This is a genomic window from Paenarthrobacter sp. C1, from assembly GCF_049315185.1.
In the GTDB taxonomy this organism is placed as follows: Bacteria; Actinomycetota; Actinomycetes; order Actinomycetales; family Micrococcaceae; genus Arthrobacter; species Arthrobacter nicotinovorans.
In genome coordinates this window covers 4,497,665-4,524,503 of the sequence record NZ_CP186052.1, presented here as the reverse complement: position 1 = coordinate 4,524,503, position 26,839 = coordinate 4,497,665, and the positions used below count along the sequence as shown (strand labels likewise).

27 protein-coding genes and 1 riboswitch are annotated in these 26,839 nt (G+C 63.3%); of the genes, 18 read left to right on the top strand and 9 right to left on the bottom strand.

Translation table 11 applies throughout. The features are described from left to right. Positions 1 to 99 precede the first annotated feature (99 nt). Positions 100 to 741 carry an NADPH-dependent F420 reductase gene (locus ACNAOU_RS21205; protein WP_422757689.1) on the bottom strand — a complete coding sequence of 214 codons (642 nt, stop codon included), beginning with the start codon at positions 739 to 741 and terminating at the stop codon, positions 100 to 102. A gap of 114 nt (positions 742 to 855) precedes the next feature. Here ACNAOU_RS21205 and ACNAOU_RS21200 point away from each other — a divergent pair, with 114 nt between their 5' ends. Further along, entirely contained in the window at positions 856 to 1,137 is a 282-nt protein-coding gene (locus ACNAOU_RS21200; protein WP_018780347.1) for a hypothetical protein, read from the top strand. Then, on the top strand, positions 1,127 to 1,810 hold the full coding sequence (locus ACNAOU_RS21195; protein ID WP_275776916.1) for an HAD family hydrolase: 684 nt from the start codon (positions 1,127 to 1,129) through the stop codon (positions 1,808 to 1,810). The genes ACNAOU_RS21200 and ACNAOU_RS21195 overlap by 11 nt, the downstream gene beginning before the upstream one ends. Here ACNAOU_RS21195 and ACNAOU_RS21190 read toward each other — a convergent pair. Further along, positions 1,807 to 2,226, bottom strand: coding sequence for a hypothetical protein (locus ACNAOU_RS21190; protein ID WP_275776914.1), 420 nt, complete (start codon positions 2,224 to 2,226; stop codon positions 1,807 to 1,809). The genes ACNAOU_RS21195 and ACNAOU_RS21190 overlap by 4 nt on opposite strands. A 374-nt stretch (positions 2,227 to 2,600) precedes the next feature. Between ACNAOU_RS21190 and ACNAOU_RS21185 the strand changes: the two genes are divergently transcribed. Continuing rightward, positions 2,601 to 3,545 carry an EcsC family protein gene (locus ACNAOU_RS21185; protein ID WP_422757687.1) on the top strand — a complete coding sequence of 315 codons (945 nt, stop codon included), beginning with the start codon at positions 2,601 to 2,603 and terminating at the stop codon, positions 3,543 to 3,545. A gap of 89 nt (positions 3,546 to 3,634) precedes the next feature. On the opposite strand, the gene ACNAOU_RS21180 is transcribed toward ACNAOU_RS21185, so the two are convergent. Together ACNAOU_RS21180 and ACNAOU_RS21175 are read right to left on the bottom strand one after the other, a co-directional pair. After that, positions 3,635 to 4,261: a DUF4230 domain-containing protein gene (locus ACNAOU_RS21180; protein WP_079582931.1), complete on the bottom strand. Its 627-nt coding sequence runs from the start codon at positions 4,259 to 4,261 to the stop codon at positions 3,635 to 3,637. A gap of 294 nt (positions 4,262 to 4,555) precedes the next feature. Then, positions 4,556 to 5,167 (bottom strand): NADPH-dependent FMN reductase, encoded by a 612-nt coding sequence (locus ACNAOU_RS21175; protein WP_018780342.1) that lies wholly within the window; start codon positions 5,165 to 5,167, stop codon positions 4,556 to 4,558. Positions 5,168 to 5,352: 185 nt separating this feature from the next. Between ACNAOU_RS21175 and ACNAOU_RS21170 the strand changes: the two genes are divergently transcribed. The 5 genes from ACNAOU_RS21170 (at position 5,353) to ACNAOU_RS21150 (ending at position 9,101) form a co-directional block, all read left to right on the top strand. Further along, positions 5,353 to 6,549: a Re/Si-specific NAD(P)(+) transhydrogenase subunit alpha gene (locus ACNAOU_RS21170; RefSeq protein ID WP_422757686.1), complete on the top strand. Its 1,197-nt coding sequence runs from the start codon at positions 5,353 to 5,355 to the stop codon at positions 6,547 to 6,549. Then, positions 6,549 to 6,881 (top strand): NAD(P) transhydrogenase subunit alpha, encoded by a 333-nt coding sequence (locus ACNAOU_RS21165; protein ID WP_055973351.1) that lies wholly within the window; start codon positions 6,549 to 6,551, stop codon positions 6,879 to 6,881. Before ACNAOU_RS21170 ends, ACNAOU_RS21165 begins: the two co-directional genes overlap by 1 nt. Then, positions 6,878 to 8,251, top strand: a complete 1,374-nt coding sequence (locus ACNAOU_RS21160; RefSeq protein ID WP_039243396.1) for an NAD(P)(+) transhydrogenase (Re/Si-specific) subunit beta — start codon at positions 6,878 to 6,880, stop codon at positions 8,249 to 8,251. The genes ACNAOU_RS21165 and ACNAOU_RS21160 overlap by 4 nt, the downstream gene beginning before the upstream one ends. 194 nt (positions 8,252 to 8,445) lie before the next feature. Beyond that, a complete protein-coding gene (locus tag ACNAOU_RS21155) occupies positions 8,446 to 8,616 on the top strand; it encodes a hypothetical protein (protein WP_018780338.1) in 171 nt (56 codons plus the stop codon). Between the two features lie 137 nt (positions 8,617 to 8,753). Further along, entirely contained in the window at positions 8,754 to 9,101 is a 348-nt protein-coding gene (locus tag ACNAOU_RS21150) for a hypothetical protein (protein WP_018780337.1), read from the top strand. Positions 9,102 to 9,240: 139 nt separating this feature from the next. On the opposite strand, the gene ACNAOU_RS21145 is transcribed toward ACNAOU_RS21150, so the two are convergent. The 5 genes from ACNAOU_RS21145 to ACNAOU_RS21125 all read right to left on the bottom strand — a co-directional run bounded on the left by ACNAOU_RS21145 (position 9,241) and on the right by ACNAOU_RS21125 (position 13,993). Continuing rightward, positions 9,241 to 9,855 carry a hypothetical protein gene (locus ACNAOU_RS21145; protein ID WP_422757685.1) on the bottom strand — a complete coding sequence of 205 codons (615 nt, stop codon included), beginning with the start codon at positions 9,853 to 9,855 and terminating at the stop codon, positions 9,241 to 9,243. A 100-nt stretch (positions 9,856 to 9,955) separates the two neighbouring features. Beyond that, positions 9,956 to 10,831 carry an amino acid-binding protein gene (locus ACNAOU_RS21140; RefSeq protein WP_354628599.1) on the bottom strand — a complete coding sequence of 292 codons (876 nt, stop codon included), beginning with the start codon at positions 10,829 to 10,831 and terminating at the stop codon, positions 9,956 to 9,958. A gap of 208 nt (positions 10,832 to 11,039) precedes the next feature. Then, complete coding sequence (gene mscL, locus ACNAOU_RS21135) at positions 11,040 to 11,486, bottom strand: large conductance mechanosensitive channel protein MscL (protein ID WP_055973364.1); 447 nt, start codon at positions 11,484 to 11,486, stop codon at positions 11,040 to 11,042. A gap of 132 nt (positions 11,487 to 11,618) precedes the next feature. Then, on the bottom strand, positions 11,619 to 12,614 hold the full coding sequence (speB, locus tag ACNAOU_RS21130; RefSeq protein ID WP_422757683.1) for an agmatinase: 996 nt from the start codon (positions 12,612 to 12,614) through the stop codon (positions 11,619 to 11,621). Further along, entirely contained in the window at positions 12,611 to 13,993 is a 1,383-nt protein-coding gene (locus tag ACNAOU_RS21125) for an MFS transporter (RefSeq protein ID WP_039243388.1), read from the bottom strand. The genes speB and ACNAOU_RS21125 overlap by 4 nt, the downstream gene beginning before the upstream one ends. Positions 13,994 to 14,162: 169 nt before the next feature. Here ACNAOU_RS21125 and ACNAOU_RS21120 point away from each other — a divergent pair, with 169 nt between their 5' ends. The 10 genes from ACNAOU_RS21120 (at position 14,163) to ACNAOU_RS21075 (ending at position 26,839) form a co-directional block, all read left to right on the top strand. Further along, entirely contained in the window at positions 14,163 to 15,671 is a 1,509-nt protein-coding gene (locus ACNAOU_RS21120) for a PucR family transcriptional regulator (RefSeq protein WP_422757682.1), read from the top strand. Positions 15,672 to 15,745: 74 nt separating this feature from the next. Next, a riboswitch (glycine riboswitch) is annotated at positions 15,746 to 15,844 on the top strand. Between the two features lie 148 nt (positions 15,845 to 15,992). Further along, positions 15,993 to 18,839 carry an aminomethyl-transferring glycine dehydrogenase gene (gene gcvP, locus ACNAOU_RS21115; RefSeq protein ID WP_422757681.1) on the top strand — a complete coding sequence of 949 codons (2,847 nt, stop codon included), beginning with the start codon at positions 15,993 to 15,995 and terminating at the stop codon, positions 18,837 to 18,839. Positions 18,840 to 18,850: 11 nt separating this feature from the next. Beyond that, positions 18,851 to 19,984, top strand: a complete 1,134-nt coding sequence (gcvT, locus tag ACNAOU_RS21110; RefSeq protein ID WP_189076556.1) for a glycine cleavage system aminomethyltransferase GcvT — start codon at positions 18,851 to 18,853, stop codon at positions 19,982 to 19,984. An 84-nt stretch (positions 19,985 to 20,068) separates the two neighbouring features. Beyond that, positions 20,069 to 20,452, top strand: coding sequence for a glycine cleavage system protein GcvH (gene gcvH, locus ACNAOU_RS21105; protein ID WP_064723819.1), 384 nt, complete (start codon positions 20,069 to 20,071; stop codon positions 20,450 to 20,452). After that, a complete protein-coding gene (glyA, locus tag ACNAOU_RS21100) occupies positions 20,449 to 21,768 on the top strand; it encodes a serine hydroxymethyltransferase (RefSeq protein WP_018780327.1) in 1,320 nt (439 codons plus the stop codon). Before gcvH ends, glyA begins: the two co-directional genes overlap by 4 nt. Before the next feature lie 274 nt (positions 21,769 to 22,042). Beyond that, the gene (locus tag ACNAOU_RS21095; RefSeq protein WP_422757680.1) at positions 22,043 to 23,443 is read left to right on the top strand and encodes an L-serine ammonia-lyase; all 1,401 of its coding nucleotides are present in this window, start codon (positions 22,043 to 22,045) and stop codon (positions 23,441 to 23,443) included. A gap of 21 nt (positions 23,444 to 23,464) precedes the next feature. Next, positions 23,465 to 24,472 carry a lipoyl synthase gene (gene lipA, locus ACNAOU_RS21090; RefSeq protein ID WP_064722886.1) on the top strand — a complete coding sequence of 336 codons (1,008 nt, stop codon included), beginning with the start codon at positions 23,465 to 23,467 and terminating at the stop codon, positions 24,470 to 24,472. A 460-nt stretch (positions 24,473 to 24,932) separates the two neighbouring features. Continuing rightward, positions 24,933 to 25,388, top strand: a complete 456-nt coding sequence (locus ACNAOU_RS21085) for a hypothetical protein (protein ID WP_018779333.1) — start codon at positions 24,933 to 24,935, stop codon at positions 25,386 to 25,388. Positions 25,389 to 25,485: 97 nt separating this feature from the next. Further along, positions 25,486 to 26,322 carry a hypothetical protein gene (locus ACNAOU_RS21080; RefSeq protein WP_422757679.1) on the top strand — a complete coding sequence of 279 codons (837 nt, stop codon included), beginning with the start codon at positions 25,486 to 25,488 and terminating at the stop codon, positions 26,320 to 26,322. A 1-nt stretch (position 26,323) separates the two neighbouring features. Next, positions 26,324 to 26,839 carry a hypothetical protein gene (locus tag ACNAOU_RS21075; RefSeq protein WP_422757678.1) on the top strand — a complete coding sequence of 172 codons (516 nt, stop codon included), beginning with the start codon at positions 26,324 to 26,326 and terminating at the stop codon, positions 26,837 to 26,839.

The window sequence follows — 26,839 nt, the reverse complement described above, 5'->3', positions numbered from 1 at the left end:
CCGTGATGAGCACCACCTCCGCGCGGTGATGCCCGACTGTTCCACGACGTGCGACGGCGGACAGGCGTAAGCCGCCCGTCCGCCGTCGTGCGCTGTGGTTCAGTTGGTGCGGTGCGCCTTGGCGAGGTTCTCCCGAAGTTCATCCGCGTTCTGCCGGATGACATAGGCGGGACGGTCGCGCTCGACCCGCCAGCTGTCTGCAAGGGGCCCGATGTTGACGGTGTCGAAACCGAATTCGTCGTAAAGCCTGGTGACGAGCTCCGCTGCTTCCGGGAAGTCGCTGGCGGTTGCCAGGGCACGACGGTTCGGCGTCCCCGCGGGAGTGCCGTCCGTCGTGATGTCCTTGGCGAAGATGTGGTTGAAGCCCTTTGCCACCTTCGAGGTGGGGAGGTGCTTCTGGAGCAGGCCGGACGTGGTTGCTTCACCGTTGTCCAGCTCCGGAATGCGTCCGTCGCGCTCCCAGTAGTAGTTGTTCGTGTCGATAACCACCTTGCCTTCTAGCGGCTGGGCGGGAACGTCCCGGTAGTTCTTCAGGGGAACGGTCGCGACGGCGAAATCGCCTGCCGCTGCTGCTTCGGCCGCCGTCGCGGCCCGGGCGCGCGGCCCCAGCTCCGCGACGAGGTCGCCGAGCGTCTCGGGTCCGCGTGAGTTGCTGATCACGACGTCGTAGCCGAGTTCGACCGCCTTGCGTGCGACCTGGCTGCCAATGTGTCCTGCACCGATAATTCCGATTGTTGTCATATCCACGCCAACAAGAAGTTGCAGGCGCCTATTTCCAGCGTTACGGATTATTTCCAAGGGCTTATACTAAGTAGTCTTACTAAGCTGTTTTTCATCGAAAACGAGGAGGTAGCGATGGCCGGCCGTTTGGAACTGGTGGAAACGCCCGATGGGGGATATCGGATTTTGATGGTGGATGGCGGGGATTGCCTGATGGGTTTGTCCAAGCGGTTCTCCACGGTGGATGACGCCGTTGAAGGGGTGGCTGCGATCCGGGAAGTGGCCGGCACCGGCCTGCTGCAAACCGGCTCTGCGGAGCGGTACGCCGTATTGATGTTGGAAGAACCCGTGATTGATTCCGCGCTCGCCGCCCAGGGGACGCGGACACAAGCGAAGGTGGTCAACTGTGGCAACTGAGGCGACTTCAAAGAAGCGCGGTGTCCTGTTCGACGTGGACGGCACCCTGATTGATTCGAGCTACTTCCACGCCATGGCGTGGTGGCAGGCGTTCCGGCGGGAAGGGTTGGACGTCGAAATGTCGGCCATCCACCGGCGAGTCGGCATGGGAGGCGACCGGCTCATTCAGAGCTTGGTGCCGGAGCCCTCGGAGGACTTGCAGGAAAACCTCAAGTCCTCGCACAGCGCGGTCTTTTCCACCTTCTGGCCCGCGCTGCGGACCTTCGAATCGGCCCGGGATCTCCTGGCAGCCTGTTCGGAAGCCGGGCTGGCGGTCGGATTGGCGTCCTCGGCGCAGGATCGCGACCTTGAGGTCAGCCGCAGGCTCCTCGACGCGGGATCCTCCATTGATGCGTGGACGAGTTCCAATGACGCGAAGGAGAGCAAGCCCGCGCCCGACATCCTGGAGGCGTGCTTGGAGAAGCTCCACCTGGAACCACAGGACGTGGTTTTCGTGGGCGACGCTGTCTGGGACGTAAAGGCCGGCTCTGCCATTGGCGTTCCGGTGATCGCGCTGACCTGCGGCGGAATCAGCGAGGCCGAATTGCGCGACGCAGGTGCCGCGGAAGTCTATGACAATCCGCGGCACCTGCTCGAAAACCTCGAAGGCAGCCTTATCGGGAAGCTGGCCTAGCTTTCCCGGCTGATTCCCTTGTCCCGGCGGCGCCGGTTCCGCAGGGTCCAAATGATTAGCGCGATGATGATGACGGCGGCAACGCCCGCCAGTACCCATGGCACGGCGTTGGTTCGTGTCTGCTCCTGGGGTTCGGATTCTCCCGTGCCGGGGTTGGCTGGTCCGCTTCCTGCGGGGTTAGGTGTGCTGGGCGCACCCGAGGATGGCCCGGGGTTGGTGGGTGTCTGCGTTGACGGGCCCGAGGGGTTGCTTGCATCCGGCGAAGGCGTTGCCGTGGTGGCGGCTACGCTGCCCTGCGCGTGGACGGTGGTTGCGGCTGCCGCCGGGGCTGCGGCGTTTGCTGCGGCGGTGGTGGATGCCATCGACCCGGCAAAAAGGGCCAAGGCGGCTGTAGTTATGGCTAACTTACGAAGCATTGGTATCTCCTGAGTAGGGGGCGTGTCCTCAAATCCTCATACTCGTAAGCATACTGACTAAATCCTTGCGGGTGGATAGTCCTGCGGGTGCCGATTCGGGAGTTCGCCCGCGAGATCCTCAACGTCGATAGCTTCGTCGATCTTGGGAACAGTTTTGAGGAAACCGGCACTGATTACCTCGACCAAGCGCTCAGAGCCCCAATGTGGCAGCGCCTTGATCACGCTGGGTGAACTATATTCCGGTCGACACCTGAGGCGGACACTGTGGTGTCTCGAAAACCTAATGCTTCCTGAGGCAGTGCTGGTCGGCGCTCTCTTCAGGAGCGGAAGCCGTCGAAAATCCTAAAGGCTGGGGATTCACCGATGACGGAGTCTTGTTTAGTCGCCTCTCCGGGAAGTGTCTCAGCAAAAGCGGAGCACGCAAAGCCAAGGACTCCATTCCCGACGGCATCAGCGACTGGGGTGGGGCTGCGTTTGGCTCCATGAGGCAGGCGGCCGGGCGCATTTCACGGGCCGGTCTATCTCCTAAACAGGTTGTTGCGAAACACAAAAAGAACGGCCACGACGTTACGAGGCTCTCCGACTTGCGTCACCTCGACCTTGAGCAAATCGACGTTGTCCGCGGGAGAGGTATGAGCTGGGGCTACCCTCTTGCTGCAGCTCTTTCGGGGGCCGGTGCAGGACTGGTGATCTCCGGAGGGGAACTCGCTGTCCCCGTCACCGGCGGAGCCGCGGCTGCGCCTTCAGGGGCAGCAATCGCCGGGGCATTCGTTGGTGACGCTGCATTAGTTCTAGGTCTCGCGTCCCGCTCCGTCGGTCACATATCTCTGCTGTACGGCTACGACCCCGAAGAACCAGCGGAGAAACTTTTCGTTATGTCTGTCGTCAACGCTGGCACGGCAATGTCAGCCAGCGCGAAGACTGCCGCGATGGCTGACATTTCACGGCTGACCCAGGCACTCGTGCGTGGCAACAACTGGGCGGTGCTCTTGGATATGTCGCTCGTAGCCCAGGTCTCCAAGAAGTTTGCGGAAAAGTTCGCTTTTCGGCTTACCAAGCAAGGGCTCGGCAAAGTCGTCCCGGCAGCCGGGATCGTCTTGGGTGGCGCTTTCAATTGGGCCACTCTGGAATCGATTGTCGACGTCGCAAATATTGAGTACCGGAAGCGCTTTCTTCTTGAGAAATACCCGCACCTCGCTAATGACGAGGCGGCCGACTCGTTTTCCGATGTCGATCAAGACGCCACCCAATACGGGGACGACGAGGGAATCAGCGTGCTAGGCGAACTCGCCGAGACAGGTGGGCCAGACCTCCGCTAACGGGCTTGGCGAGGACACAATCATCCACCTCGTCAGAAAAGTGGACGTTCCTGAGTGGCACATCGGAGCAGGGCAGCTGGCCGTTGACGCTACTTTGCGAATTCAAAGACGATTTCGGCGTCGGTATCGACGCCTGTGATGATTCCGGAGTAGAACGTCTTGGTCTGCTCCTGAAGCGCGGCCTCGTTTTGGGCTATATATTTCTGCTTGTTCTCGTCGCTGAGAATGTTGTTGATCATGCGGGTTTGAACGGCGGGCGGCGTCAGCCAGCTAAGCGCTTCGCTGCTCTCCATTGGGTCTTCGAACACCGGATCGTCGAAGCCGATGCCGACGAACTGAGGAATGGTCACCCGGAACGATGATGGGCTGTTCTTTTCGATCTTGACCTGTGACCCATCGATGCCTAGTTTTGCGTTGAACTTGTACTGGATCAGTGTCGTTTTCTCGCTGGCAGGTACGGCGACGCCGAGAATTTCCCCTGTGCTTTCATGCCTCGCGACACCCTCGATGTGAAGACTTACCAAGGCAACCTCCTGCACGCGCGTGACCGCCTGGACTACTTGCGTATCTCGTTCGTTGGAGCTGCTGCCGAGCATCGAACTGAGAGCCAGGGCATTAAGTCCGCCAGTTGCAAAGGCCGCGCCCAGTCCCGCAATACCCACACCCATGATCAGCAGGACGGGCCAGAGCCGAACCTGTACCCTAAAAAATTTCATGACGATTCAATCCCCAAGTCGTTCGATGCCGAAATGCCCTTCCGCGCTTGTGGAGTGATCCAAATGGATCACCCGGTCAAGTCTTTCCGAACCTTATACGCAAGCGGAAGCCGTCCGATAATCGCACACCCCAACGACCATTCTTAGGTTCAGGACCTCATTGAGGCCGGCGGTCGGCGTTAATGCGGAAACGCAAACCACCGGGCCGTCGAACGTCCGCGCGGACATCGACCTTTCCTCGTGGTCCCGGGGTGCCGCCCCAGGAAGAGCGGCACCCGCCCCTCGCCAATACAGCTAACGCGTGAGCTTGGCCGAATCCGGTTCCGGGTCGCCGATGTGTCCCGGCGCGTTGGCTGCCAGGACGCGTTGTACGAACGCGCTGTACTCCTCCATATAGTGGCGCAACAGCGCGGCGGTCCCTTCGTCCTTAACGGAACCGTCGTCGTCGTACGCGTCTGCCACGAAGCGGATGTACGCCTCGGGCGCATTCAGCTGCGGCGCGTCCAGGAAGCTCAGAACGCTCCGCATGGATGACTGCATCACTGCAGTGCCGATGCCACCGGGCGAAGCGCCGATGATTCCGGTGGGTTTCCGTGCGAACGAGTTGGTGCCCCAGGGGCGCGAGCCCCAGTCGATGGCGTTCTTCAAGGCGCCAGGGATGGAACGGTTGTATTCGGGGGAGATGAACAGGATCCCGTCCGACGCCGCGATGGCATCCTTCAACTCCCGGCCCGCGGGCGGGAAGTCGGCATCGTAGTCAGAGCTGTAGAGGGGAAGGTCCTTGATCGCGATTTCATGGAATTCGAGTTCCGGGGGTGCGACGCTGATCAGCGCTTTGGAGAGGACCCTGTTGATGGAATTGCTGGCCAGGCTTCCAACGAAATAGCCGATTTTGAAGGTGTCCATAGCGGCGTTCCTTTCCGACGGCGCGGCCGGAACCGGCTCGTCGACGGTGTGGTGGCGGGTTGACCCGACTCAACCGACACTAGTGGACTTGTTCACATAGCGCAGCCCCCTACTCCCGCCCGGACCCTCGCGGTCATAGACTCATGCCAACTGGTTTCTGGAGCGTTCCGGAAGAGGGGTGGCGGGTGAAAGCAGGCATAGCACGCGAAGCGCTCGACGGCGAGCGGCGGGTGGCAGCCACGCCGGAAACAATCAAGCAACTAGTGGGCCTCGGCCTGGCGGTGGACGTTGAATCCGGCGCGGGGCTCGCCTCCGGCCACAGTGACGACGACTACCGCAGCGCAGGAGCGTCCGTGGTGGGGTCGTTGGACCTCGGATCGCTGGACGTCTACTGCCACGTGCGTCCCATGGAACCGTCGACGGCGGGAGCCCTCCGCCGGGGTTGCGTCACCGTGGGCCTGGGGTCGCCGTCGTCGGAGTTGCCTACCGTCAGGGCGCTCGCGGCCGGCGGAATCACCGCTTTTGCCCTGGAACTCGTACCGCGCATTTCACGTGCCCAGTCCATGGACGCACTGACCTCCCAGGCGCTTGTGGCGGGCTACCGCTGTGTGCTGGAGGCCGCTATGCGGCTGCCTCGGTTCTTCCCGCTGTACATGACGGCGGCCGGAACCATCCCTCCGGCCCGCGTTCTGGTGCTGGGGGCAGGGGTGGCCGGGCTGCAGGCCATCGGCACAGCCAAAAGGCTAGGCGCCCGGGTCTCGGCCAACGACATCCGGCCGGCGTCAGCCGACGAGGTTGCCTCCATGGGCGGAACGTTCATCAAGCTGGACCTTGAGACCGCAGAGGCCTCCGGGGGATACGCGCGGGAGCTCAGCGAGGACAGGGGAGCGCTTCAACGGGCGCTTCTGACACCGCATGTGGCACAGGCCGATGTGCTGATTACTACCGCTGCAGTTCCGGGCAGGCGGGCGCCCCTGCTGGTCAGCCGCGACATGGTGCAGGGCATGAGGCCGGGATCCGTGGTGGTGGACCTCGCCGCGGAATCGGGCGGGAACGTGGAGGGAAGCATTCCCGGGCAGGACATTTCCATCCCCACCGGAGACGGCCAAGGCACAGTAACCCTGGTGGGAATGAAGGATGTGGCCTCGGCGATGCCCGCAGATGCCTCCCGCTTGTATGCCAAGAACGTGGCCAACCTGCTGGCGTTGATGACCCGGGATGGGTTGGTTTCCCCGGACTTCGAGGACGAAGTGGTGGCCGGGACCTGCCTCACCCACGAAGGCACGGTCCGGCACGCACCCACGGCGGAAGCACTCACCGCGCTCGCGGGCGGGGAAGCACCCTTTGGAAGTATCCACCCTAGGACTGAAGGAGGGCGCTAATGGACGGCATGAGCCTGTTGACAATCACTGTGCTGGCCGTGTTCGTGGGCTTTGAGGTTGTTTCCAAAGTCTCCAGCACCCTGCACACGCCCCTGATGTCGGGGGCGAACGCGATTCACGGCATCATCCTGGTGGGGGCCATCATCGTGGCAGGCCAAGCGGGCGATCCCTGGGTGTTGGCGGTCGCCCTGCTCGCTGTCGTCCTGGCCACGGCCAACCTCGTAGGCGGTTTCGTGGTGACCGACCGCATGCTGGAGATGTTCCGGGGAAGGCAGCGGCCGCCGTCGAAAGCTGACGCCGCAGCAGGTGCGGCTGAGGAGCGCCGCCCGTGACACTGTTGAATCCCACCTGGACGGCACTCCTGTATCTTGCGGCAGCAGCTTGTTTCATCCTTGCCCTCAAAGGCCTGAACTCGCCGCGCACGGCCCGGCGGGGAAACCTGATCGGGGCAGTCGGAGCCCTCCTGGCCGTGGTGACCGTGTTTGTTTCGGTGAAGCTGGATAACGTGCCCTGGATACTGGGAGCTGTTGCCGTTGGTGCCGGAGTGGCCGCTCCGGTTGCCCGCAAGGTGCAAATGACGCAGATGCCGCAGTTGGTGGCTCTTTTCAACGGCGTGGGCGGTGGCGCTGCGGCCTTGGTTGCCTTGCTGGAGCTTTCCCACACTGGCGACTCCTGGGTCCGCCTGGCGATTGTGTTCACCTTGCTGGTGGGGGCAGTCTCGTTCGCCGGCTCGGGGGTGACCTTTGCGAAACTCCAAGGCCTCATGACCACCCGGCCTGTGACCTTCCCCGGGCTTCCTGCGCTCATGGCCCTGGTGCTGCTGGCGGCAGTGGGTGCTGGCGTTGCAGTGATCCTGAACGGTTCGCTGCTGTTGGCGTTGATCCTCCTGGTTCTTGGCCTCGTTGCCGGCGTCCTTCTGGTGCTCCCGGTAGGTGGGGCCGATGTCCCGATCGTCATCTCCCTGCTGAACGCGTTTACGGGGTTGGCCGTAGCTGCGTCCGGACTGGTGCTGGGGAACGTGCTGCTTTTGGTGGCCGGGACCTTGGTTGGGGCGTCGGGCACCATCCTCACGCGGGCCATGGCGGCGGCGATGGGACGCAGTGTTGCCGGCATTATGTTCGGCGCCTTCAAAGGCGGGTCCACGGCCGGATCCACCGCTGTGAGTGAGCGGCCGGTGCGTTCGTCCAGTGCCGAGGACGTAGCGGTCCTGCTCGGGTACGCGCAAAGGGTGATCATCGTCCCCGGCTACGGCCTCGCGGTGGCTCAGGGGCAGCACACGGCGGCTGAATTGGCCCTGGCCCTGGAATCGCGCGGAATCGAAGTGGACTTCGCCATCCACCCCGTCGCCGGGCGCATGCCCGGACACATGAATGTCCTGCTGGCGGAGGCCAATGTTCCTTATGAGTCCCTCAAGGAAATGAGCGAGATCAACTCCGAATTCAAGACCGCGGACGTCGCCTTGGTAGTAGGCGCCAACGACGTCGTGAACCCCGCCGCGAAGACCACCGCCGGTTCACCGATTTACGGGATGCCCATCCTGGAGGTTGCTGACGCACGGCAGGTGGTGTTCCTCAAACGCTCCATGCGCCCCGGGTTCGCAGGGATTGAGAACGAACTTCTCTACGAACCCCAGACCACGCTGTTGTTTGGTGATGCCAAGGACTCGTTGACCAAGGTACTCGGCGCCGTAAAGGCACTGTAGCGTCATTAAGTTGTGGGCATGGATTAATTTGGCCGGGAATCGCGTCATGGACTGAGCCGTGGCAGCACACCTCCTGTACAGGGTTTGTAGAGGACGCGAGGAGTCGTCGGTTGAAACAGGGTGCGAAAGATTCGCTGTTCGGGGTCAGCTTTGATCGATCAGGGGGCAGACGGGTGTCCGACTGGAGGTCACTCGTGGGTCAAACTGTCCAGGTCCTGAGCGGCAAGGAAGTGGTGGACGAGGGAGTCGTGGATGCGGTGACGTTCGATGGCAGCGTCCTGTGGCTCCGCCAGAAAGGCCCCATTGGCCGGCGGTTGGTGATGAAGGAACGCGGTGTGGCCGTCAAGGTCCGCATTCTCAAATAGGGGTTCGCTTCCTTCCCCAAGGTCCGGGCCCCGGCTTGCTGGCGGCAGGGGGTCTTTTCGACTCGGGGTCCGCGTCCTAAGGTGAACGATAGGAAGTAACCTGTCCTTTCCGATCGCACCATGAACGAGGGTGAGCCATGACCGTGAAACTCAACAAGAAGGCATTCGAGAACGCGAAGCACTTGATCCGCGATGGCAAGGCCGTGAAAGACACCAGGGACGACTGGAGCGAGCATGCCCCTTCCACCGGGGATGAAAACTCGTTCCTGGACAAACACGGACATGCCGAATACTCAAAGTGGTTTCTCGGCGTGGACGACGAGCATCCGGATGACCAAAAGGGACATTACAAGTTCCCGATCGGTGACTTCAAGAAGGTCCACCGCTGTGCAGTGATCTCGGCGGAGAGCAGGGCGGGCCAATACGACTACGACGACATCCGTGATGCTCTGGGCAAATTGCTGGAGAAGATCGACGGCGACTAACCCACCGCGGGGGCCGACCCCGCGTTCCTCCCCGGTTGCTCCATGCCAGACCCAAGGGACACCGCGTGTCGAATGAAAAACGCGGTGACGCCGGAGAAGCAACGGGGAAGGAACGCAGCGGAATCAGCCGCCGCCCGTCCTAGGAGGCCTTGGTTGCGGTAAACATCTGGCGCAGGGTGAAGAAGCATCCAAGGGCACCGAAGAGCAGCGCGAGCAGGAAGTCCTTCATGTATCCGCTGATGAACTCCGGGTTGTATGCGAGGTTGTTGGCCATCAGGGCCCAAGGTTCGGAATTCATGACCATGGCCAGGGGCTCGCGGCCGAGGAACTGGACAACGTCGAGCCACACGCCGCCGACGAATGACGACAGTGCCGTCACCACAGTTACGCCGACGACGATCCACACGCCTTTTCGGCTCAGGGCTCCCGCGCCAGCTACGTAGAATTTGGCGGCCATGACGGCGGCGGCAAATGTCACCAGGGAGGACATCCACCCGAGGCTCCATATGGCCATCCACAAGATAACGCCGATGGGCAGGGCAGCCAGTGCAAACAGGGCTCCGCGTCCCACGTCTTCGCGGGGAGTAACAGAGATGGGTTGGCCGTAGATTGCTTGGATGTGTTGGGCTTCCGGGTGCCATGCCGGAACGTCCGGGCCGGTCCCTTCGGGAAGCCGTACGCCGTACTGCGGTTCGGGTGTGTTGGTGTTGTTCCCGGCAGTTTCGGGCGTGCCGGAGTGAGTGTTTTCAGACAAAGGTCCCCCATGGGAAAGATGCGAATGGTGGACAAATATTCGCACGTTGGAAGTCCAGGAGTGCCTCACGACACGAATCCTGCAGGCGACCGGGATACCGTCAGTCCCTCGCCGGGGTGGGGGCAGGGCCGTAAGCCAGGATTTCGGCCAGTTCAGCCAAGCGATGGGCCCTCGCGGATTCGGCCGGAGTGAACGGCTCGCCCGGGCGGGAGAACACGAGTGGACCATGCCAAGCGGTGGGAACCTTCAGCACATCCGTGGAACCCACGACGGCGGTCGCGGCCCCGGGTGGCCGACGTTCCGGACTGTTGGGCACTACTTTTGCGGACAGCAGCTCAGCCACGGCGTGTGGGAGCTCGGCAGGATTTCCGGCCACCCGGGCGGCCAGGCTCAGGGCCCTGGTTTGTCCGTCGGCCATGGCCAGCGCCGTGGTCGGCCAGACCTGGGACCCACGCCCGCCGCCGTCGTCCAAGGCCTTCAGCAGTTCAACCTCGGTGACCTCGCCCGGGGCCGAGAGGACGAACTCGTCCATGACGCTGCCGTCCGGCCCGGCGCCTCCCATCGGATGAACATGGATGCTCAGGATGTTGGTCTCCAAGCGGGCGAGTGACTGGGTGATCCTCTGTAGGGATCCGGGTTGGTCCAGCACGAGGGTCCGCGCCCGCCACAGGGCAGGCGCCATGTTCAGCTTGTGCCGGTGGCGGAGTGCCGGGGCGTGCAACCAGCGCCTGAGGACCTTCGCGGCGGAGGGCTCGGCAACCCAGATCACCAGGACGGTCGCGGTCACGGTGAGCAGCAGGACCTTGGCCAGGTAGGGAAGATGGGTTTCCACCACCGCTGCATGGACCAGAAGTTCAATGGGAAGCATGACCGCGATGTTGGCCAGGGTCAGCCTGGCCTTGGGCGGTTCGGGCAGTTGGCCGCAGACATCGCACAGCAGGTCCGCGGTAACGGGGGTCCTCGGGTTGCGCTTCATGGTTTCATGCTGCCCCGCGCCTGTTTCGAACCCGTTGCTGGTGCGTCACGTTCCGGCTACTTCCGGGTAGCCGGCTGTTCCTGCCCGGTGAGTGGCCCATGTATCGGGGCGGACAAAAGTAAAGCCCGGCACTCCCTCAGGGGTAGTGCCGGGCTCTACTTGGCCAAACGGGAAAGGCCGCAACAACAGGGATGTGCGGCGGGCTTTCCTAGCGGATGGAGTCGTCGTCCAAGTCCCGGGCATTTCCGCGGGCGGCGGCTGCATCCTTCAAGAGGTCGCGGATCTCGGCAAGCAGCGCGGTGTCGGCCGGAAGCGGCTCTTCCTCGGGCTCCTCGGTGGAGAGGCGGTCCTTGACCAGTGAGTTGATCTTGTTCATGGGTGCCACGAAGATGAAGTAGACCACGGCCGCGGTGATCACGAAGGTCACGAGTGCGGTCAGCACGGCGCCGAAATCGACAAAGGTAGCGGGGTTGTTTTCCCAGATCTTGAAGCCCAGGCCTTCGGCGTTCATGCCGCCGGCGGCGGCGATCACCGGGTTGATGATGTGGTTGGTGAAAGCTCCGACGAGTGCGGTGAATGCACTGCCGATAACGACAGCGATAGCCAGTTCGATCACGTTTCCGCGAAGTATGAAGTCCTTGAAACCCTTAAACATGGATGGTCCTCCGGTTGGGTGCGTTGTCTGCCTCAGCAGGAATCAAACTACCATTCCGGTGTTTCCAGTGGGGGTCAAGTGACCAGGGAGGAAACTTGACCCCCACTCAGTGCGGGACGGCGCCCCTGAGGATCAGGCTGTAGCTTCTTCGAGTTCGAAGCCTGACACGCTGGCGCCCTTTCCCCGGTTGACCATCAGGGCCAAGAGGTCAAACACCACAGTTGCTGCGGCAACACTGGTGATGTCGGCATGGTCATACGCCGGTGCCACTTCTACGACGTCGGCGCCCACGATGTTGATGCCGTTGAGTCCGCGGAGCAGTGCCAGGAGCTCCCGGGAATGCAGACCACCCATCTCCGGGGTGCCGGTGCCGGGTGCGTAGGACGGGTCCAGGACGTCGATGTCGATGGAAACGTAGACGGGGGTGTCGCCCAACCGCTGCCTGACCTGGTCGATCGCCGCCGGGACGCCTATGACATCCAGGTCCGAGCAGCGAATGATCTGGAAACCGAACTCGTGGTCGCGCAGGAAGTCGTTGCGGTCATACACAGGACCACGGATACCCACATGCATCGACTTGTCTTCCAACAGCAAGCCCTCCTCGAACGCCCTCCGGAAGATTGTTCCGTGCGTGACCGGCTGGTCGAAGTACGTGTCCCAGGTGTCCAGGTGGGCATCGAAATGGAGTAGCGCCACTGGTCCGTGCACTTTGTTGAGCGCCTGCAACATGGGGAGCGCGATGGTGTGGTCGCCGCCGATGGAGATGAGTTTCCTGTCCTGGCTGATCAGCGGACGGGCTTGCTCCTCGATCTCGCGGATGGCACGGGCGATGTCATAAGGAGTGCAGGCGATATCCCCTGCATCCACGACCTGGACTTCGTTGACTGGCTCCACATCGAGCTCCGGGTGGTAACCAGGGCGCAGGAGGCGGGAGGCTTCGCGGACTGCGGCCGGACCAAACCGGGCCCCTGGGCGGTAGGAGGTACCGCCGTCGAACGGTACGCCGACAATGGCAATGTCGTAGTCGAGGACGCGGTCAATCTGCGGCAGACGGGCAAAGGTACCCAATCCTGCGAAGCGGGGAACCTTGGTGGCATCGACTGGTCCGACGGGCTGGTGAGTGGTCATGACAGGGATCCTTCGGTTACTTTATTCGGCTCCGGGGTGCCCGGATTCTTACGGGAGGTGAGTTCTGAAAGGGATTTGTTGGCCGTTTCCGGCGCGAGCAGGAAGGTCGCCACCAAACCGACCAGGGAGATCACGGCGCCGATGAGCAGGGAACCGGCGGCGCCGAAGCTCACTATTGCGATGGGCATCAGGTAAGTGCTGGCGGCAGATCCGATGCGGCTGATGGCGGTACCAAAACCCACTGCCGTTGCCCGCACTTCGGTGGGAAAGAGTTCGTTGGGGTAGACGACTTCGAGGAAGCTGGAGGCGCCGGAAGCCAAAGCGAATACGGCCAAGGCAATGAACAACGGCGCGGCCTGGACGTCGGGAATGAAAGCCGGGATGGCCAAGGCCACCACGATGACCCCGAAGCTCCAGAGAAGCAGCCGGCGCCGGCCGATTCTTTCCACCAGCCACAGTCCGGGGATGCCACCGACAACAAACAACATGGAAATCAAGAACGATCCTCCGTAGAGGTTGGCGTCTCCGTGCATTCCGAAGGATGCCAGAAGGTCAGGGGCGAAGGTGTACACAGCAAAGAGCGGGATCACCTGGGCTGTCCAGAAAATGGAAACAAACAACGTCCGCTTCCAGAACTGGCCCCGGAAAATGTCCAGGAACCTGCCCTGCTTCGCCGGTCCCTCGCTGTCGGAAGCGATATCAGCCAGCCCATACTGCTGTCCGTAGACCTTCTTGATGACTGCATCAGCCTCCTCACGGCGACCACGTGACAGCAGCCAGCGTGGCGACTCAGGTGTCCCGAGCCGGCACAGCAGGGTGATGATGGCGAAGATCGCCGGGCTGGCGACCATCCAGCGCCAAGCGTCCGGTCCCATGTCGCGGAGCAGGAATCCGACGGCGTAGGCGACCGCTGCGCCAACAGCCCAGACCACAAAGGTGGCCCCAAGCAGGCGGCCGCGGTGCTTCTTGGGCAGGAACTCTGCCAGGAGCGACGTGGCGATGGGGTAGTCGGCGCCAATGGCCATCCCCAGGAAGAACCTGCACAGGACTACTTGCCAGACCTCAGTGGCAAAGCCGTTCAGCAGCGAGAAGACGGCCAGTGCTATGAGGTCGGCAATATACATTTTGTGGCGGCCGATCTTGTCCGTGAGCCACCCGAAGACGGCGCCGCCGAAGAAGATGCCTACCAGGCTGGCGGCACCGATCAGTCCAATTTCCCCGGTGCTCAGCTGCAGTCCGGGGGTCATTGTGATCAGGGCGATGCCGATGATCGACAACGCGTAGCCATCGATGAACGGACCGCCGGAGGCGAAGAACGTCAGCTTTTTGTGGAACGCGGTCAGTGGGGCATCGTCAATGAGGTTGCTTGTTGCGCTCATTGCAACCCTCTCTCGTGAGTGCTCTTGGGGAGCTGGGAAGTAGTCATTCAATTCTTGGGTGACCGGCGTCACTCCGACTATCCGTAGATCGACTACAAATGATTAAGTTGCATATACATTTGTCTAAACGGTGCCGGCGACCATCCGGCACATCCCGGGAGGCCAAGGCGTGGCAATCACCGTCGCTGAACTCGTTGCTGAGCCACAGCTCGGCCTGGCGCTCCTCGCAGGCGCCGCAGGCCTCGACAACCGCATCACCTGGGCCCACACGTCCGACCTCCCGCGACTCTGGGAGTGGGTCACGGGCGGCGAACTCATGATGACCAACGGCCTCTCCATCCCGGCGGACGCTGAGGGCCAGGTGGCGCTCGCGAAGGCGCTGATGGACAGCGGTGCCAGCGCCCTGGCCATCGGAGAGAAGATGCACGCGCCGGAGCTGTTGCCGGAGTTCCTGGAGGCCTGCGACCACCTGCCGTTGCCGCTCATCAACATCCCCTACCCGCTGCCGTTCATCGCCATCGCCCGCTCCGTCGCCGAGGCGTCCTTGCTGGAAGAGTCGCGCCGCCTGCGCCAAACGGCCAGGGTCTACGACCTTCTCCGGACCGCTGGAGCTTCCGAGGACCACTGGCAGAGCCTCGTACAGCGGCTTGCGACGGAGCTTGACTCCGAGCTCTTCGTGGTGGATCGCCGCTGCCTCCATCCCTGGCACCCCGAAGGCGAGCCGCTTCCGGTCTTCCTCGCCGACGAGTGGGCTCCACTCTCCGGGCAGGTGTCGTTGGCGGGGAAGAACTTCCAGTGGCACCGCGTTCGGGGCAGGCACGTCCTGACCATGGATATCCCCACCCACGCGAATGCGCTCTTGGTGGTGTTGCCCAACGGCGAACCGCACCCGGACGCCGTCGTGCTCCTGCATGCGGCCACCGTGCTGGGACTGCAGCTTTCGCGCATCGTCCTGTCGCTGGAAGGCAGGCACCGCCTAGCGGGTGAGTTCTTGCTCCAGGCCATGGACGGGCGCTTGGGCGCGGCCGAGATAGAGAGCCGGCTCGCAGCTTTTGACGTTCCGCCACAGCGCTTCCTGCTCGCCTCCATGGCTGCGGACGGGTCCTCAGCGGACGACGGCGACAGGCTGGCAAACGTGCACATCGAACTGTGGCGGCACGGGGTTGCGTCGGCGTCGTTGAAGCGGAACAACAGGTTCCATGTGGTGGTCCCGGCGGACACGGCAGAAGAAGTTCTGGTCCATTGCGCCGGTGTGGATGCCGCGATCGGGATAAGTGCGCCGGCAGCCGTTGCGAATATCCAACGCGCGTTGCAGGAATCCCTCTGGGCGCTCGGTTCGGCCCGGGCCAACAAGCTGGGTTTGGCCCGTTATGCCCAGGGCCCGTCCTGGTTGGGCCTGACCGGGGTTGAGGAGGGAACGGCTCTGGTCCGGCGGTTGTTGGGTCCGGTTTTCGACTACGAGCAGAGCCAGGAAGGCGATCTCATTGTCACGTTGCGGACGTATTTGGACTCGCAGCGGTCCTGGCAAAAGACGGCGGCAACCCTGTTCACGCACCGGCAAACCATCATCTACCGGATCCGGAAAATCGGTGAGCTGACGGGCCTGGACATGGGTGAAACCTCCACGGTGGCCCAGCTCTGGTTCGCCCTTCAGATCCACGAGGCCATGCACGGGTAGGGGCCGCTTGCTTGCACTTTTGCGAAACCCCACGCTATGGTGTGAAGCGTGTCACTCGCGTGACGCAACGCTTTTGATCTGCGGCGGGAGAGTCCTGCCGGTACATCCAGTCAGGCGCCGTAGGAGCAAATCCTCCCCAGGAATCTCTCAGGCCCATGTACCGCCGCGGTTAGGCAACTCTGGAAAGCAGTTCGGGCAACCGGGCTCACCGACGGTGCAAGCAGGCAACCATTCCTGCGGAATCTCTCAGGTCCAATACAGAGCGGGGAGGAACCCACATCATCGTGGCGCTCAGTGGGCGCCTGAATCATGGAGTTCCTCTTGACTGTTCAATCAACCCCCACCGCTTTCGCGGACCGGCACATCGGCGCCCGGCGCCAGGCCGACGTTGACACCATGCTCAAGGCCATCGGCTACGACTCTGTCGACGGCCTGGTGGACGTAGCCGTCCCCGATTCCATCCGCCAGGACACGGCCCTGAAACTGCAGGATGCCCTCACCGAGGTGCAGGTCCTCGCCGAACTGCGGAAGCTCGCATCCAAGAACAAGACCGCGGTCCAGATGATCGGCCAGGGCTACTACGACACCGTCACGCCCCCGGTCATCCGCCGCAACATCCTGGAAGCTCCCGCGTGGTACACGGCCTACACGCCGTACCAGCCGGAAATTTCCCAGGGCCGCCTCGAAGCGCTCCTCAACTTCCAGACCATGGTGCAGGATCTCACCGGCCTTCCCGTGGCGAACGCTTCCCTGCTGGATGAAGCCACCGCCGTGGCCGAGGCCGTGCTGCTGATGCGCCGGGCCAACAAGAACAAGACGGCCAAGGATGGCAAGACTGTTTTGGACGCCGACCTCCTTCCGCAGACCATCGCCATCGTGAAGGGCCGTGCTGAGGCGCTGGGCTTCGAGGTGGAGGTCGCGGACCTCTCCGCCGGTCTGCCCGACGGCGACATCAACGGCGTCGTGCTCCAGCAGCCTGGTGCTTCAGGCCGGGTTTTCGACCACTCCGCCGTCATTTCCGATGCGAAGGAACGTGGCGCACTGGTCACCGTGGCCGCGGATTTGCTGGCGCTCACCCTCATCACGCCCCCGGGCGAACAAGGTGCCGACGTCGCCGTCGGAACTGCTCAGCGCTTCGGTGTTCCGCTGTTCTTCGGCGGCCCGCACGCGGCCTACATGGCCGTGCGTGAAGGCATGGAGCGGACGCTCCCGGGCCGTATCGTCGGCGTCTCCAAGGACAACGCCGGCGTCCCCGCCTACCGCTTGGCGTTGCAGACCCGCGAGCAGCACATCCGCCGCGAAAAGGCCACGTCCAACATCTGCACGGCACAGGCCTTGCTCGCCATCGTGGCCTCCATGTACGCGGTCTACCACGGCCCTGAAGGCCTGAAGGCTATCGCCGAAACCGTCCACGGCCACGCCCGCACCCTCGCCACCACACTTGTGAAGGCTGGCCGCGAGCTCGTCTCAGATTCCTTCTTCGACACCCTCACCGTCCGCGTCCCCGGCAAGGCAGACAAGGTCATCGCCGCCGCCGAAGCCCGCGGCATCAACCTGCGGATCATCGACGCCGACACCGTTGGGGTTTCGGTTGATGAAACCACGACGCCGGAAGTCCTCTCCGCGGTAGCCGTCGCCTTTGGTGCCGGTCCGGTGGGGGACGCCTCCGGGTTCGAACTGCCCGAATCCGTAGTCCGCACCTCTGATTTCCTACAGCACCCGGTGTTCAACACGCATCGTTCAGAGACGCAGCTGTTGCGCTATATCCGCAAGCTGTCCGATCGGGACCTCGCGCTGGACCGCACCATGATCCCGCTGGGCTCGTGCACCATGAAGCTCAACGCCACTGCCGAAATGGAAGCCATTTCCTGGCCGGAGTTCGCCTCGATCCACCCGTTCGCTCCGGACCACCAGACGGCCGGTTGGCGCGAACTGATCGAAGACCTGGAAGCCGACCTCACCGAGATCACCGGCTACGACCAGGTCTCCATCCAGCCGAACGCCGGCTCCCAGGGTGAGCTTGCCGGGCTCCTGGCGATCCGCGGCTACCACCTGTCCCGCGGCGATGAGCAGCGCAACGTGTGCCTCATCCCGGCCTCGGCCCACGGCACGAACGCTGCCTCCGCGGTGCTGGCCGGAATGAAGGTTGTCGTCGTGGCGGCGGCATCCGATGGCACGATCGACCACGACGACCTGAAGGCCAAGATCGAGGCCAACAAGGACGCGCTCTCCTGCATCATGATCACGTACCCGTCCACGCACGGTGTGTACGACGCCGACGTCCGCGAAGTCTGCGATGCGGTCCACGCAGCCGGTGGCCAGGTGTACGTTGACGGCGCCAACCTCAACGCGCTGGTTGGCTTGGCCCAGCCGGGCAAGTTCGGTGGCGATGTCTCGCACCTGAACCTGCACAAGACCTTCTGCATCCCGCACGGCGGTGGTGGTCCGGGCGTTGGCCCGGTCGCAGCCAAGGCGCACCTGGCGCCGTTCATGCCCGGTGACGCGAACAGTGATTCTGCCGAAGGCGGCGTCGCGATCTCGGCCTCCCGTTATGGTTCCGCCGGGGTTCTTCCGATCTCCTGGGCGTACGTGAAGCTCATGGGCGGCCAGGGTCTGACCGAGGCCACCAAGTCCGCGCTGCTGGCTGCGAACTATGTTGCCTCCAGGTTGGATGAGCACTTCCCGGTGCTCTACACAGGTGAAGGCGGACTTGTGGCCCACGAGTGCATCCTGGACCTGCGTGAACTGACCGCGAAGACCGGCGTCACGGCCGAGGATGTGGCCAAGCGCCTCATCGACTTCGGCTTCCACGCCCCCACCCTGGCCTTCCCGGTTGCGGGCACACTGATGGTGGAGCCCACCGAGTCCGAGGACCTGGCCGAGATCGACCGCTTCATCGAAGCCATGATCACCATCCGTGCCGAAATCGAGCAGGTGGCCACCGGTGATTTCACTGTTGAGAAGTCGCCGCTGCGCAACGCGCCGCACACGGCCGCCGCCGTCGTCAGTTCCGATTGGGCCCGCGACTACCCGCGTGAGCAGGCCGCGTTCCCGGTCCACCACCTCAAGCAGGACAAGTACTTCCCGCCGGTTGGCCGCATTGACGGTGCCGCGGGCGACCGCAACCTGGTGTGCTCCTGCCCGCCCCTTACGGACTTCGAAAACTAAGGACTCCTGAGATGACTGAGAACTACACAGCCCTGTATGAGCAGCACAAAAAAGCCGGCGCTTCCTTCACGGATTTCGGCGGCTGGCAGATGCCCCTCAAGTACGAGTCCGAACTCGCCGAGCACCACGCGGTCCGCAACGCCGCCGGCCTGTTCGACCTCTCCCATATGGGCGAAGTCTGGGTCACCGGCCCCGACGCCGCAGCGTTCCTGGACTACGCCCTGGCGGGCAAGCTGTCCGCGATTGCGGTGGGCAAGGCCAAGTACTCGCTGATTTGCAACGCCGACGGCGGCATCATCGACGACCTCATCACGTACCGTCGCGCTGACGATAACTTCCTGGTGGTCCCCAATGCGGGCAACGCCAAGGTGGTTGCGGCGGCACTGAAGGAGCGGTCAGCCGGCTTCGACGTGCTGGTTGACGACGCCTCCGCCGAGACGTCCCTGATTGCCGTGCAGGGCCCAAACGCCGAGGCGATCCTGCTGAAACTGGTACCCGCCGAGCAGCGCTCCTTGGTGACGGAACTGAAGTACTACGCGGCGGTGGAGGTTTCCATCACGTTCGACGGCGGCACCCAGGACCTGCTGTTGGCCCGCACGGGTTACACCGGGGAAGATGGCTTCGAGATCTACATCCCGAACGTTGATGCCCCCGGTCTGTGGGAAGCGCTCCTGGAAGCAGGCGAAGGCCACGGACTCATCCCCGCCGGCCTTGCCGCCCGCGACTCCTTGCGCCTCGAAGCCGGAATGCCCCTCTACGGCAACGAACTCTCCCGCCACGTGAACGCCTACGCCGCAGGTCTTGGCCCGGTAGTTTCCCTGGCCAAGGAAAGCGACTTTGTTGGCAAGGAAGCACTCGCCGCGATCAAGGCTGCCGGTGTGGGATCCACCATCGGCCAGAAGCTCGTGGGCCTCAAGGGCACCGGCCGTCGTGCCGCCCGTGCGCACTACTCCGTTCTCAAGGACGGTTCCCTGATCGGTGAGGTGACCTCGGGCCAGCCAAGCCCGACGCTCGGTTACCCGGTGGCGTTGGCCTATGTCGACGTCGAACATTCAGCGGTTGGCACCATCGTGGACGTTGACCTGCGCGGCAAAGCGGAGCCTTTCGAAGTGGTGCCGCTGCCGTTCTACAAGCGCCAAAAATAAGAGCTTTTGTACACATAACGCCCCTATGAGGCCCTTTTGAGGGCATCAACTGTACAAAAACTCGAAGAGAGAGAAGGAATTGGAATGAGCAAGGTAGTAACTGAACTGAAGTACTCGGCCGAGCACGAGTGGGTTGCCGCTGACGGCGACGGGCCGGTGGGGATCGGGATCTCCGCCGTCGCCGCTGACGCCCTGGGCGACATCGTGTACGTGGACCTTCCCGAGGTTGGTTCCACAGTGACCGCGGGGGAGACCTGCGGCGAGGTGGAGTCCACCAAGTCGGTATCGGATCTGTACTCGCCTGTGACGGGTGAGGTGACCGAGATCAACGACGCCGTTGTCGGAGATCCCGCGCTGATCAACAACGACCCCTACGGCCAGGGCTGGCTGTTCAAGGTCGCCGCCACCGAAGAAGGTCCGCTCATGTCGGCCGAAGAGTACGCAGCAGCCAACGGAGGCGAACTGTGAACCCGGCAGCCGTGACCGAATTCGAGCAGGTTGTGTCGGCGTCGTTGGACGCGCAGCTCTCCGAGCTGGACCCCGAGATCGCCGCGAAGATCGACGACGAACTGGGCCGCCAGCGCGACGGCCTGGAAATGATCGCATCCGAGAACCACACTGCCGTGGCTGTCATGCAGGCGCAGGGCTCAGTGCTGACCAACAAGTACGCCGAGGGCTACCCGGGCAAGCGCTACTACGGCGGCTGCGAACACGTTGACGTCATTGAGCAGCTGGCCATTGACCGCATCAAGGCATTGTTCGGAGCCGAGTACGCGAACGTGCAGCCGCACTCCGGCGCACAGGCGAACGCTTCCGTGATGCACGCGCTGATCAAGCCGGGCGACACCATCATGGGCCTGAATCTCGCCCACGGTGGCCACCTGACGCACGGCATGCGGATCAACTTCTCTGGCAAGCTCTACAACGTGGTCCCGTACGGGGTTCGCGAGGACACCCACACTGTGGACATGGCTGAGGTGGAGCGCCTGGCCCAGGAGCACAAACCGGCACTGATCGTGGCCGGCTGGTCCGCGTATGCGCGGCAGCTGGACTTCGCTGAGTTCCGCCGGATCGCTGACTCCGTGGGCGCCTACCTGATGGTGGACATGGCCCACTTCGCCGGCCTGGTGGCTGCCGGCCTGCACCCTTCGCCGGTCCCGCACGCCCACGTCACCACCTCCACCACGCACAAGACCCTCGCCGGTCCGCGCGGCGGAATCATCCTGTCCAACGACGCCGACATCGCCAAGAAGATCAACTCGGCCGTGTTCCCGGGCCAGCAGGGCGGACCGCTGGAGCACGTGATCGCGGGCAAGGCTGTCGCGTTCAAGATTGCCGCTTCGGAGGAGTTCCGTGAGCGCCAGGAACGCGTCCTGGCCGGTTCCCGCATCCTGGCCGAACGCCTGGTCCAGCCCGACGTCGCTGCCAAGGGAATCTCCGTGGTTTCCGGTGGAACAGACGTGCACCTGGTCCTCGTGGATCTGCGCAACTGCGAACTCGACGGGCAGCAGGCCGAGGACCGTCTCGCCGCGATCGACATCACCGTCAACCGCAACGCAGTCCCGTTCGACCCGCGCCCGCCCATGGTCACCTCAGGCCTGCGGATCGGCACCCCTGCGCTGGCAACGCGCGGCTTCGGGGAAGCGGCCTTCCGTGAGGTCGCTGACATCATCGCCGAGGCACTGATTGCCGACGCCGATGCGGACCTTACCGGGTTGCGTCACCGCGTTGAGGCACTCGCTGCCGCGCACCCGCTGTACCCGGGAGTTGCGAACCTCGGGTAGCCACTCGGTTGTGCCGTCCGATTCGTAGGCTCGCTGCGGAATGTGCCGTGCGAACGGCATGTTTCGCAGCGAACCCCCGTTTCCGACGAGGCGCTCCACGGCGTAGGCACATTGATCTCCCGGGTGGGCGGTCGCTTGGGAACGGGCGCCCACATAAAGACCGGGTTGGAGGTCCGCACTGGGACCTCCGGGGGCCGGGCCGCCTTGGCTCGGGATTGGCCCGGCCCCCACATTCTTTATCTTGTTTCACTCTTCCCTGAAAGGGATCCCGGCTATGGCTGTTGGTGTATTCGATCTGTTCTCTGTGGGCATTGGTCCGTCGAGTTCCCACACGGTGGGGCCGATGCGGGCCGGGGCGGTGTTTGCCCGTGAGCTGCGTGAGTCCGGTTTGCTTCCTGCCGTGGCCGGGCTCCGTGTTGATCTTTATGGCTCCTTGGCTGCCACGGGCAAGGGGCATGGCACCTTCACGGCTACCTTGCTGGGCCTGGAAGGTTACGAGCCCGAGGAGATCCTGCCGGACGAGGTGGAGGAGCGGCTGGCCTCGATCGCTGAGACAGGCAAGCTCAACCTCGCCGGTGAAGTCCCCTTGCCGTATGCGGTGGAGGATATGGTGTTGCATCCGTTGACGGTGTTGCCGCGGCATACGAACGGGATGAAGTTCGCCGTGGCTGATGCTGAGGGAAACACTGTGCATGAGGCGACGTTCTTTTCGGTTGGTGGTGGGTTCATTGTCCGTGAGGGTGAGGAGGACGCTGCGCGGCAGGAGTTGGAGGAGTCGAAGAAGGAGTTGCCGTTGCCGTTCAGGACGGCGGCGGAGTTGTTGGGCAGGTGTGCGTCCAAGGGGTTGGGGATTTCGGACATCATGTTCATCAATGAGCGGGCGTCGCGGTCTGAGGAGGAGATCCGGGAGGGTCTTTTGCATATCTGGTCGGTGATGGAGGCCTGTGTTGAAACCAGTTTGAAGCGTGAGGGTGTGTTGCCTGGGGGGTTGCGGGTCCGGCGTCGTGCTCCTGATTGGTTGGAGCGGTTGTTGAAGGAGGACAAGGACCGGAATGATCCGAAGTATTGGCAGGAGTGGGTGAACCTGGTTGCTTTGGCGGTCAATGAGGAGAACGCTTCTGGTGGTCGGGTGGTGACGGCGCCGACCAATGGGGCTGCGGGGATTATTCCGGCGGTGTTGTATTACGCGTTGAATTACGCTCCGGGCATGGATCAGGCCAGTCAGCAGGACAGGGATGATGTGGTGGTGAAGTTCTTGCTCGCTGCTGGTGCGGTGGGTGTGTTGTATAAGGAGCAGGCGTCGATTTCGGGTGCTGAGGTGGGGTGTCAGGGGGAGGTTGGTTCGGCGTCGTCGATGGCTGCTGCGGGGTTGGCTGAGGTGATGGGTGGTTCTCCGGGTCAGGTGGAGAACGCTGCGGAGATCGCGATGGAGCATAATCTGGGGTTGACGTGTGATCCGATCGGGGGGTTGGTTCAGATTCCGTGTATTGAGCGGAACGCGATCGCGGCGGCGAAGGCGATCAACGCGGCGAAGATGGCGTTGTGGGGGGACGGGACGCACCGGGTTTCCCTGGACGAGGTGATCGTGACGATGCGTGAGACGGGCAAGGACATGTCCGATAAGTACAAGGAAACCGCGATGGGCGGCCTCGCCGTCAACGTCGTCGAATGCTGAAGATCAACGTAAAGGAACCCCATGACACTCGCACCTGAAGGCCGTAAGTTGCTGCGCGTTGAGCAGCGTAATTCTGCGGTTCCGGTTGAACGTAAGCCTGAGTGGATCAAGGCCAAGGTCCAGATGGGGCCTGAGTTTGTCCAGCTCAAGAACCTGGTGAAGAAGGAAGGCCTGCACACGGTCTGTGAAGAGGCCGGCTGCCCGAACATTTTCGAGTGTTGGGAAGACAAGGAAGCGACGTTCCTGATCGGCGGGTCCGAGTGCACCCGGCGCTGTGATTTCTGCCAGATCGACACCGGCAAGCCCTCCCCGGTGGACATGTTCGAACCCACCAAGGTGGCCCGGAGTGTCCAGGCGATGCAGTTGCGCTACGCCACCGTGACCGGGGTGGCCCGTGATGACCTGGCCGATGAGGGTGTCTGGTTGTACGCCGAAACAGTCCGGAAGATCCATGAACTGAACCCGGGCACCGGGGTGGAGTTGCTGATCCCGGACTTCTCCGGCAAGCCCGAGCACATCGCGGCGATCTGTGATTCCAAGCCCGAGGTGTTCGCCCACAACGTCGAGACCGTGCCGAGGATTTTCAAGCGGATCCGCCCGGCGTTCCGGTACGAGAGGTCCCTCGATGTCATCACCCAGGGCCGGGATCTGGGCATGGTGACCAAGTCGAACCTGATCCTGGGCATGGGCGAGACCCGGGAGGAAATCTCCGAAGCCCTGCGCGACCTGCACCAGGCCGGTTGCGACCTGATCACCATCACCCAGTACCTTCGCCCGTCCGAACGGCACTTGCCGGTGGACCGGTGGGTCAAGCCGCAGGAATTCGTGGACCTCCAGCACGAAGCCGAAGAAATCGGCTTCCTCGGTGTCATGTCCGGGCCGTTGGTGCGGTCCTCATACCGGGCCGGCCGCTTGTGGGCCACCGCGATGCGGAAGAAGGGCTGGGAAATCCCCGAAGCCCTGGCACACATCGAGTCCTCCGGCACCACCCGCCAGGAAGCCTCCACCATCCTCGCCGCCCACGGCTAGCCCCAAAACAGACGCACGACGGCGGTCGGGCCACCTTCTGAAGGTGACCTGGCCGCCGTCGGGGGTTAAAGGGGCACTTCGGAAGCTTCGAACACCAGCGCATTTTTTGCTCAAGATGGGCACAAGATTGCCGCATCAACGTCGTAGCGCCGTCTTCGGCCGCCGCCAGGGAAGTGTCCATTCCTTGGACAGTGTGGGAGAAGGCGAGTACTTCGGGCCCTGACAGGGCTGGAATGACGACCCGCCCGCCAAGTAGTCCGGGCGGAGAACGCGAGTACTTGCGTCACGCATGCGGGTATTTCCCAGCCTTTGTTCGAAGAAAAAATGGGGTAGCCGGAATCCTAGCCACACGACTGGCCGCGGATGAAGCATTGGCTGCATCGCTTCATCCGCCAGCAAAGGCCGGATGCTGGGGGTTGCGCTGCGGCTCCCCGGACCAGATCAACCAAGGAGTCACATCATGCGCAAGCTTTCCAAGAAGAGCCGGATCACCGCCGCTGTTGCGGGCGTCGCACTGGTAGCAGTCGGCGGCGGTGCCGCCTACGCCTACTGGACCACCACTGGTTCCGGCAGTGGCAATGCCACCAACTCTTCAGGTGGCGGAACCGTCACCCTCCACGCCACCTTCGCCGGTGGCCTTGCTCCGGGCAATTCCGTCCCGGTGAGCTACACGGCCGACAACTCCACCACGTCCGGCACGGTGGTCGGAGCGTTGAGCGCGAACGTGACCACCAATGTGGCCGGCTGCCTGCCGGCTTGGTTCGAAGTCACCGCAGTCACCTCGAACAGCCCGGTGGCAGCCAACAGCACCGGCACGTCCGTTGGCTCCGGAACGCTGAAGTTCAACGACAGCACCACCGTCAACCAGGATGCCTGCAAGGCGGCCATCGTGACGGTCAACGTCGGCAGCCTGTAAGACCTCGACGCCGGGGCCCGCCAGTTAGGCGGGCTCCGGCTCAGCCGTTTCGGCCCCTCCACCACCGCACCCAAGCCGACGTCCGAAAAGAGCTTCCATGGACCACCGCCCAGAGCGCATCGCACCGTTCCTCAGGAGTGGGGTCCTGCCTGCGATTCTGCTGGCCGTATTGGTGGCCATCCTGCCAACCGCGGTCCTTGCTGCGAGCAACGGGCAAGGGAACGCTGCGAAGGCGCCGGTGGGAATCACGGTGGTGTTGTCCCCGTCGAGCCGCACGGTTGACCAGGGCCAGTCCACCACCTTCACCGTGTCGGCGACGTCGACCGGGGGCTTTGCGGGACAGTTGACCTTCACGACCAGCGGGCTGCCGGCTGGCGCAAGTGCCAGCTTCACGCCGTCGTCGGTTAACCTCACTGCCGGCGGCACCGTCCAGACGACCTTGACGGTTGGAACCGCCACCACAACAGCGGCGGCGAAGACCGATTTCTCGGTCAAGGCGGGCAGCGGGACCATCGTGTCGAACGCGGCTCCGGGCCAGTTGCAGGTCCTCGAAGTCAAGCGGTCGTTCGGCGTATCCGGTTCCGTGAATGGCTTGCTCGCACCGGGTGTCTCACGGTCGTTGGAACTGCAGATCTCCAATCCCGGCAACAAGAGCATCTCCGTGACCAACCTTTCCGTATCCATCACCCAGGTGGTCCGGACTCCGGCGGCCATTGCGAAGAACCTCCCCTGCACCGCCGCTGACTACAAACTCACCCAATACTCCGGCGCGTATCCGTTGACCGTGGAGCCCGGCGTCCGGGCATTGTCGGCGCTGGGCGTCCCGGAGTCGGCCTGGCCCCGGATCACGATGCACGACACGGCCCAACTCCAGGACGGCTGCAAAGGCGCCACCCTCCAGCTCACGTACTCCGGCACGGGACAAGGCAACTGACATGAAGACCACAGCCCGGACACCCCGCACCCCCGTCCCAGGCCGGCTGGCAAGAACCGCGGCAGCCACTGTCGCCCTGTGTGTGCTCGGCGGAGCGGGATCGGCCTACGCGTACTGGAGCGCCACAGGCCTCGGGAACGGATCATCGGTAAACGGAACCATGCAGAACGTCACGGTGGACGCACTCGTCCCGGGCGACACCCTGCAAAGCAGCCTGGTTCCCGGGGGAACGGCCGACGTCCTCCTCCGGGCCACGAACCCCAACCCTCACCCCGTCACCATTTACGGAATCGCCGCCAACGGACCCATTTCCGCGGACACTTCCCATAACGGGTGCACAACCACCGGAGTGACTTTCACACCTCCCGCCGCACCACTCAACCCGCCGATCACCATCGCCGCGAACACCTCCATCCTGGTGACGCTGCAAGGGGCAGCCAGCATGGGAGCCACCTCAGTCTCCGCCTGCCAGGGCGCCCAATTCGCCATCCCCGTGACGCTGGAGGTACGGAAGTGA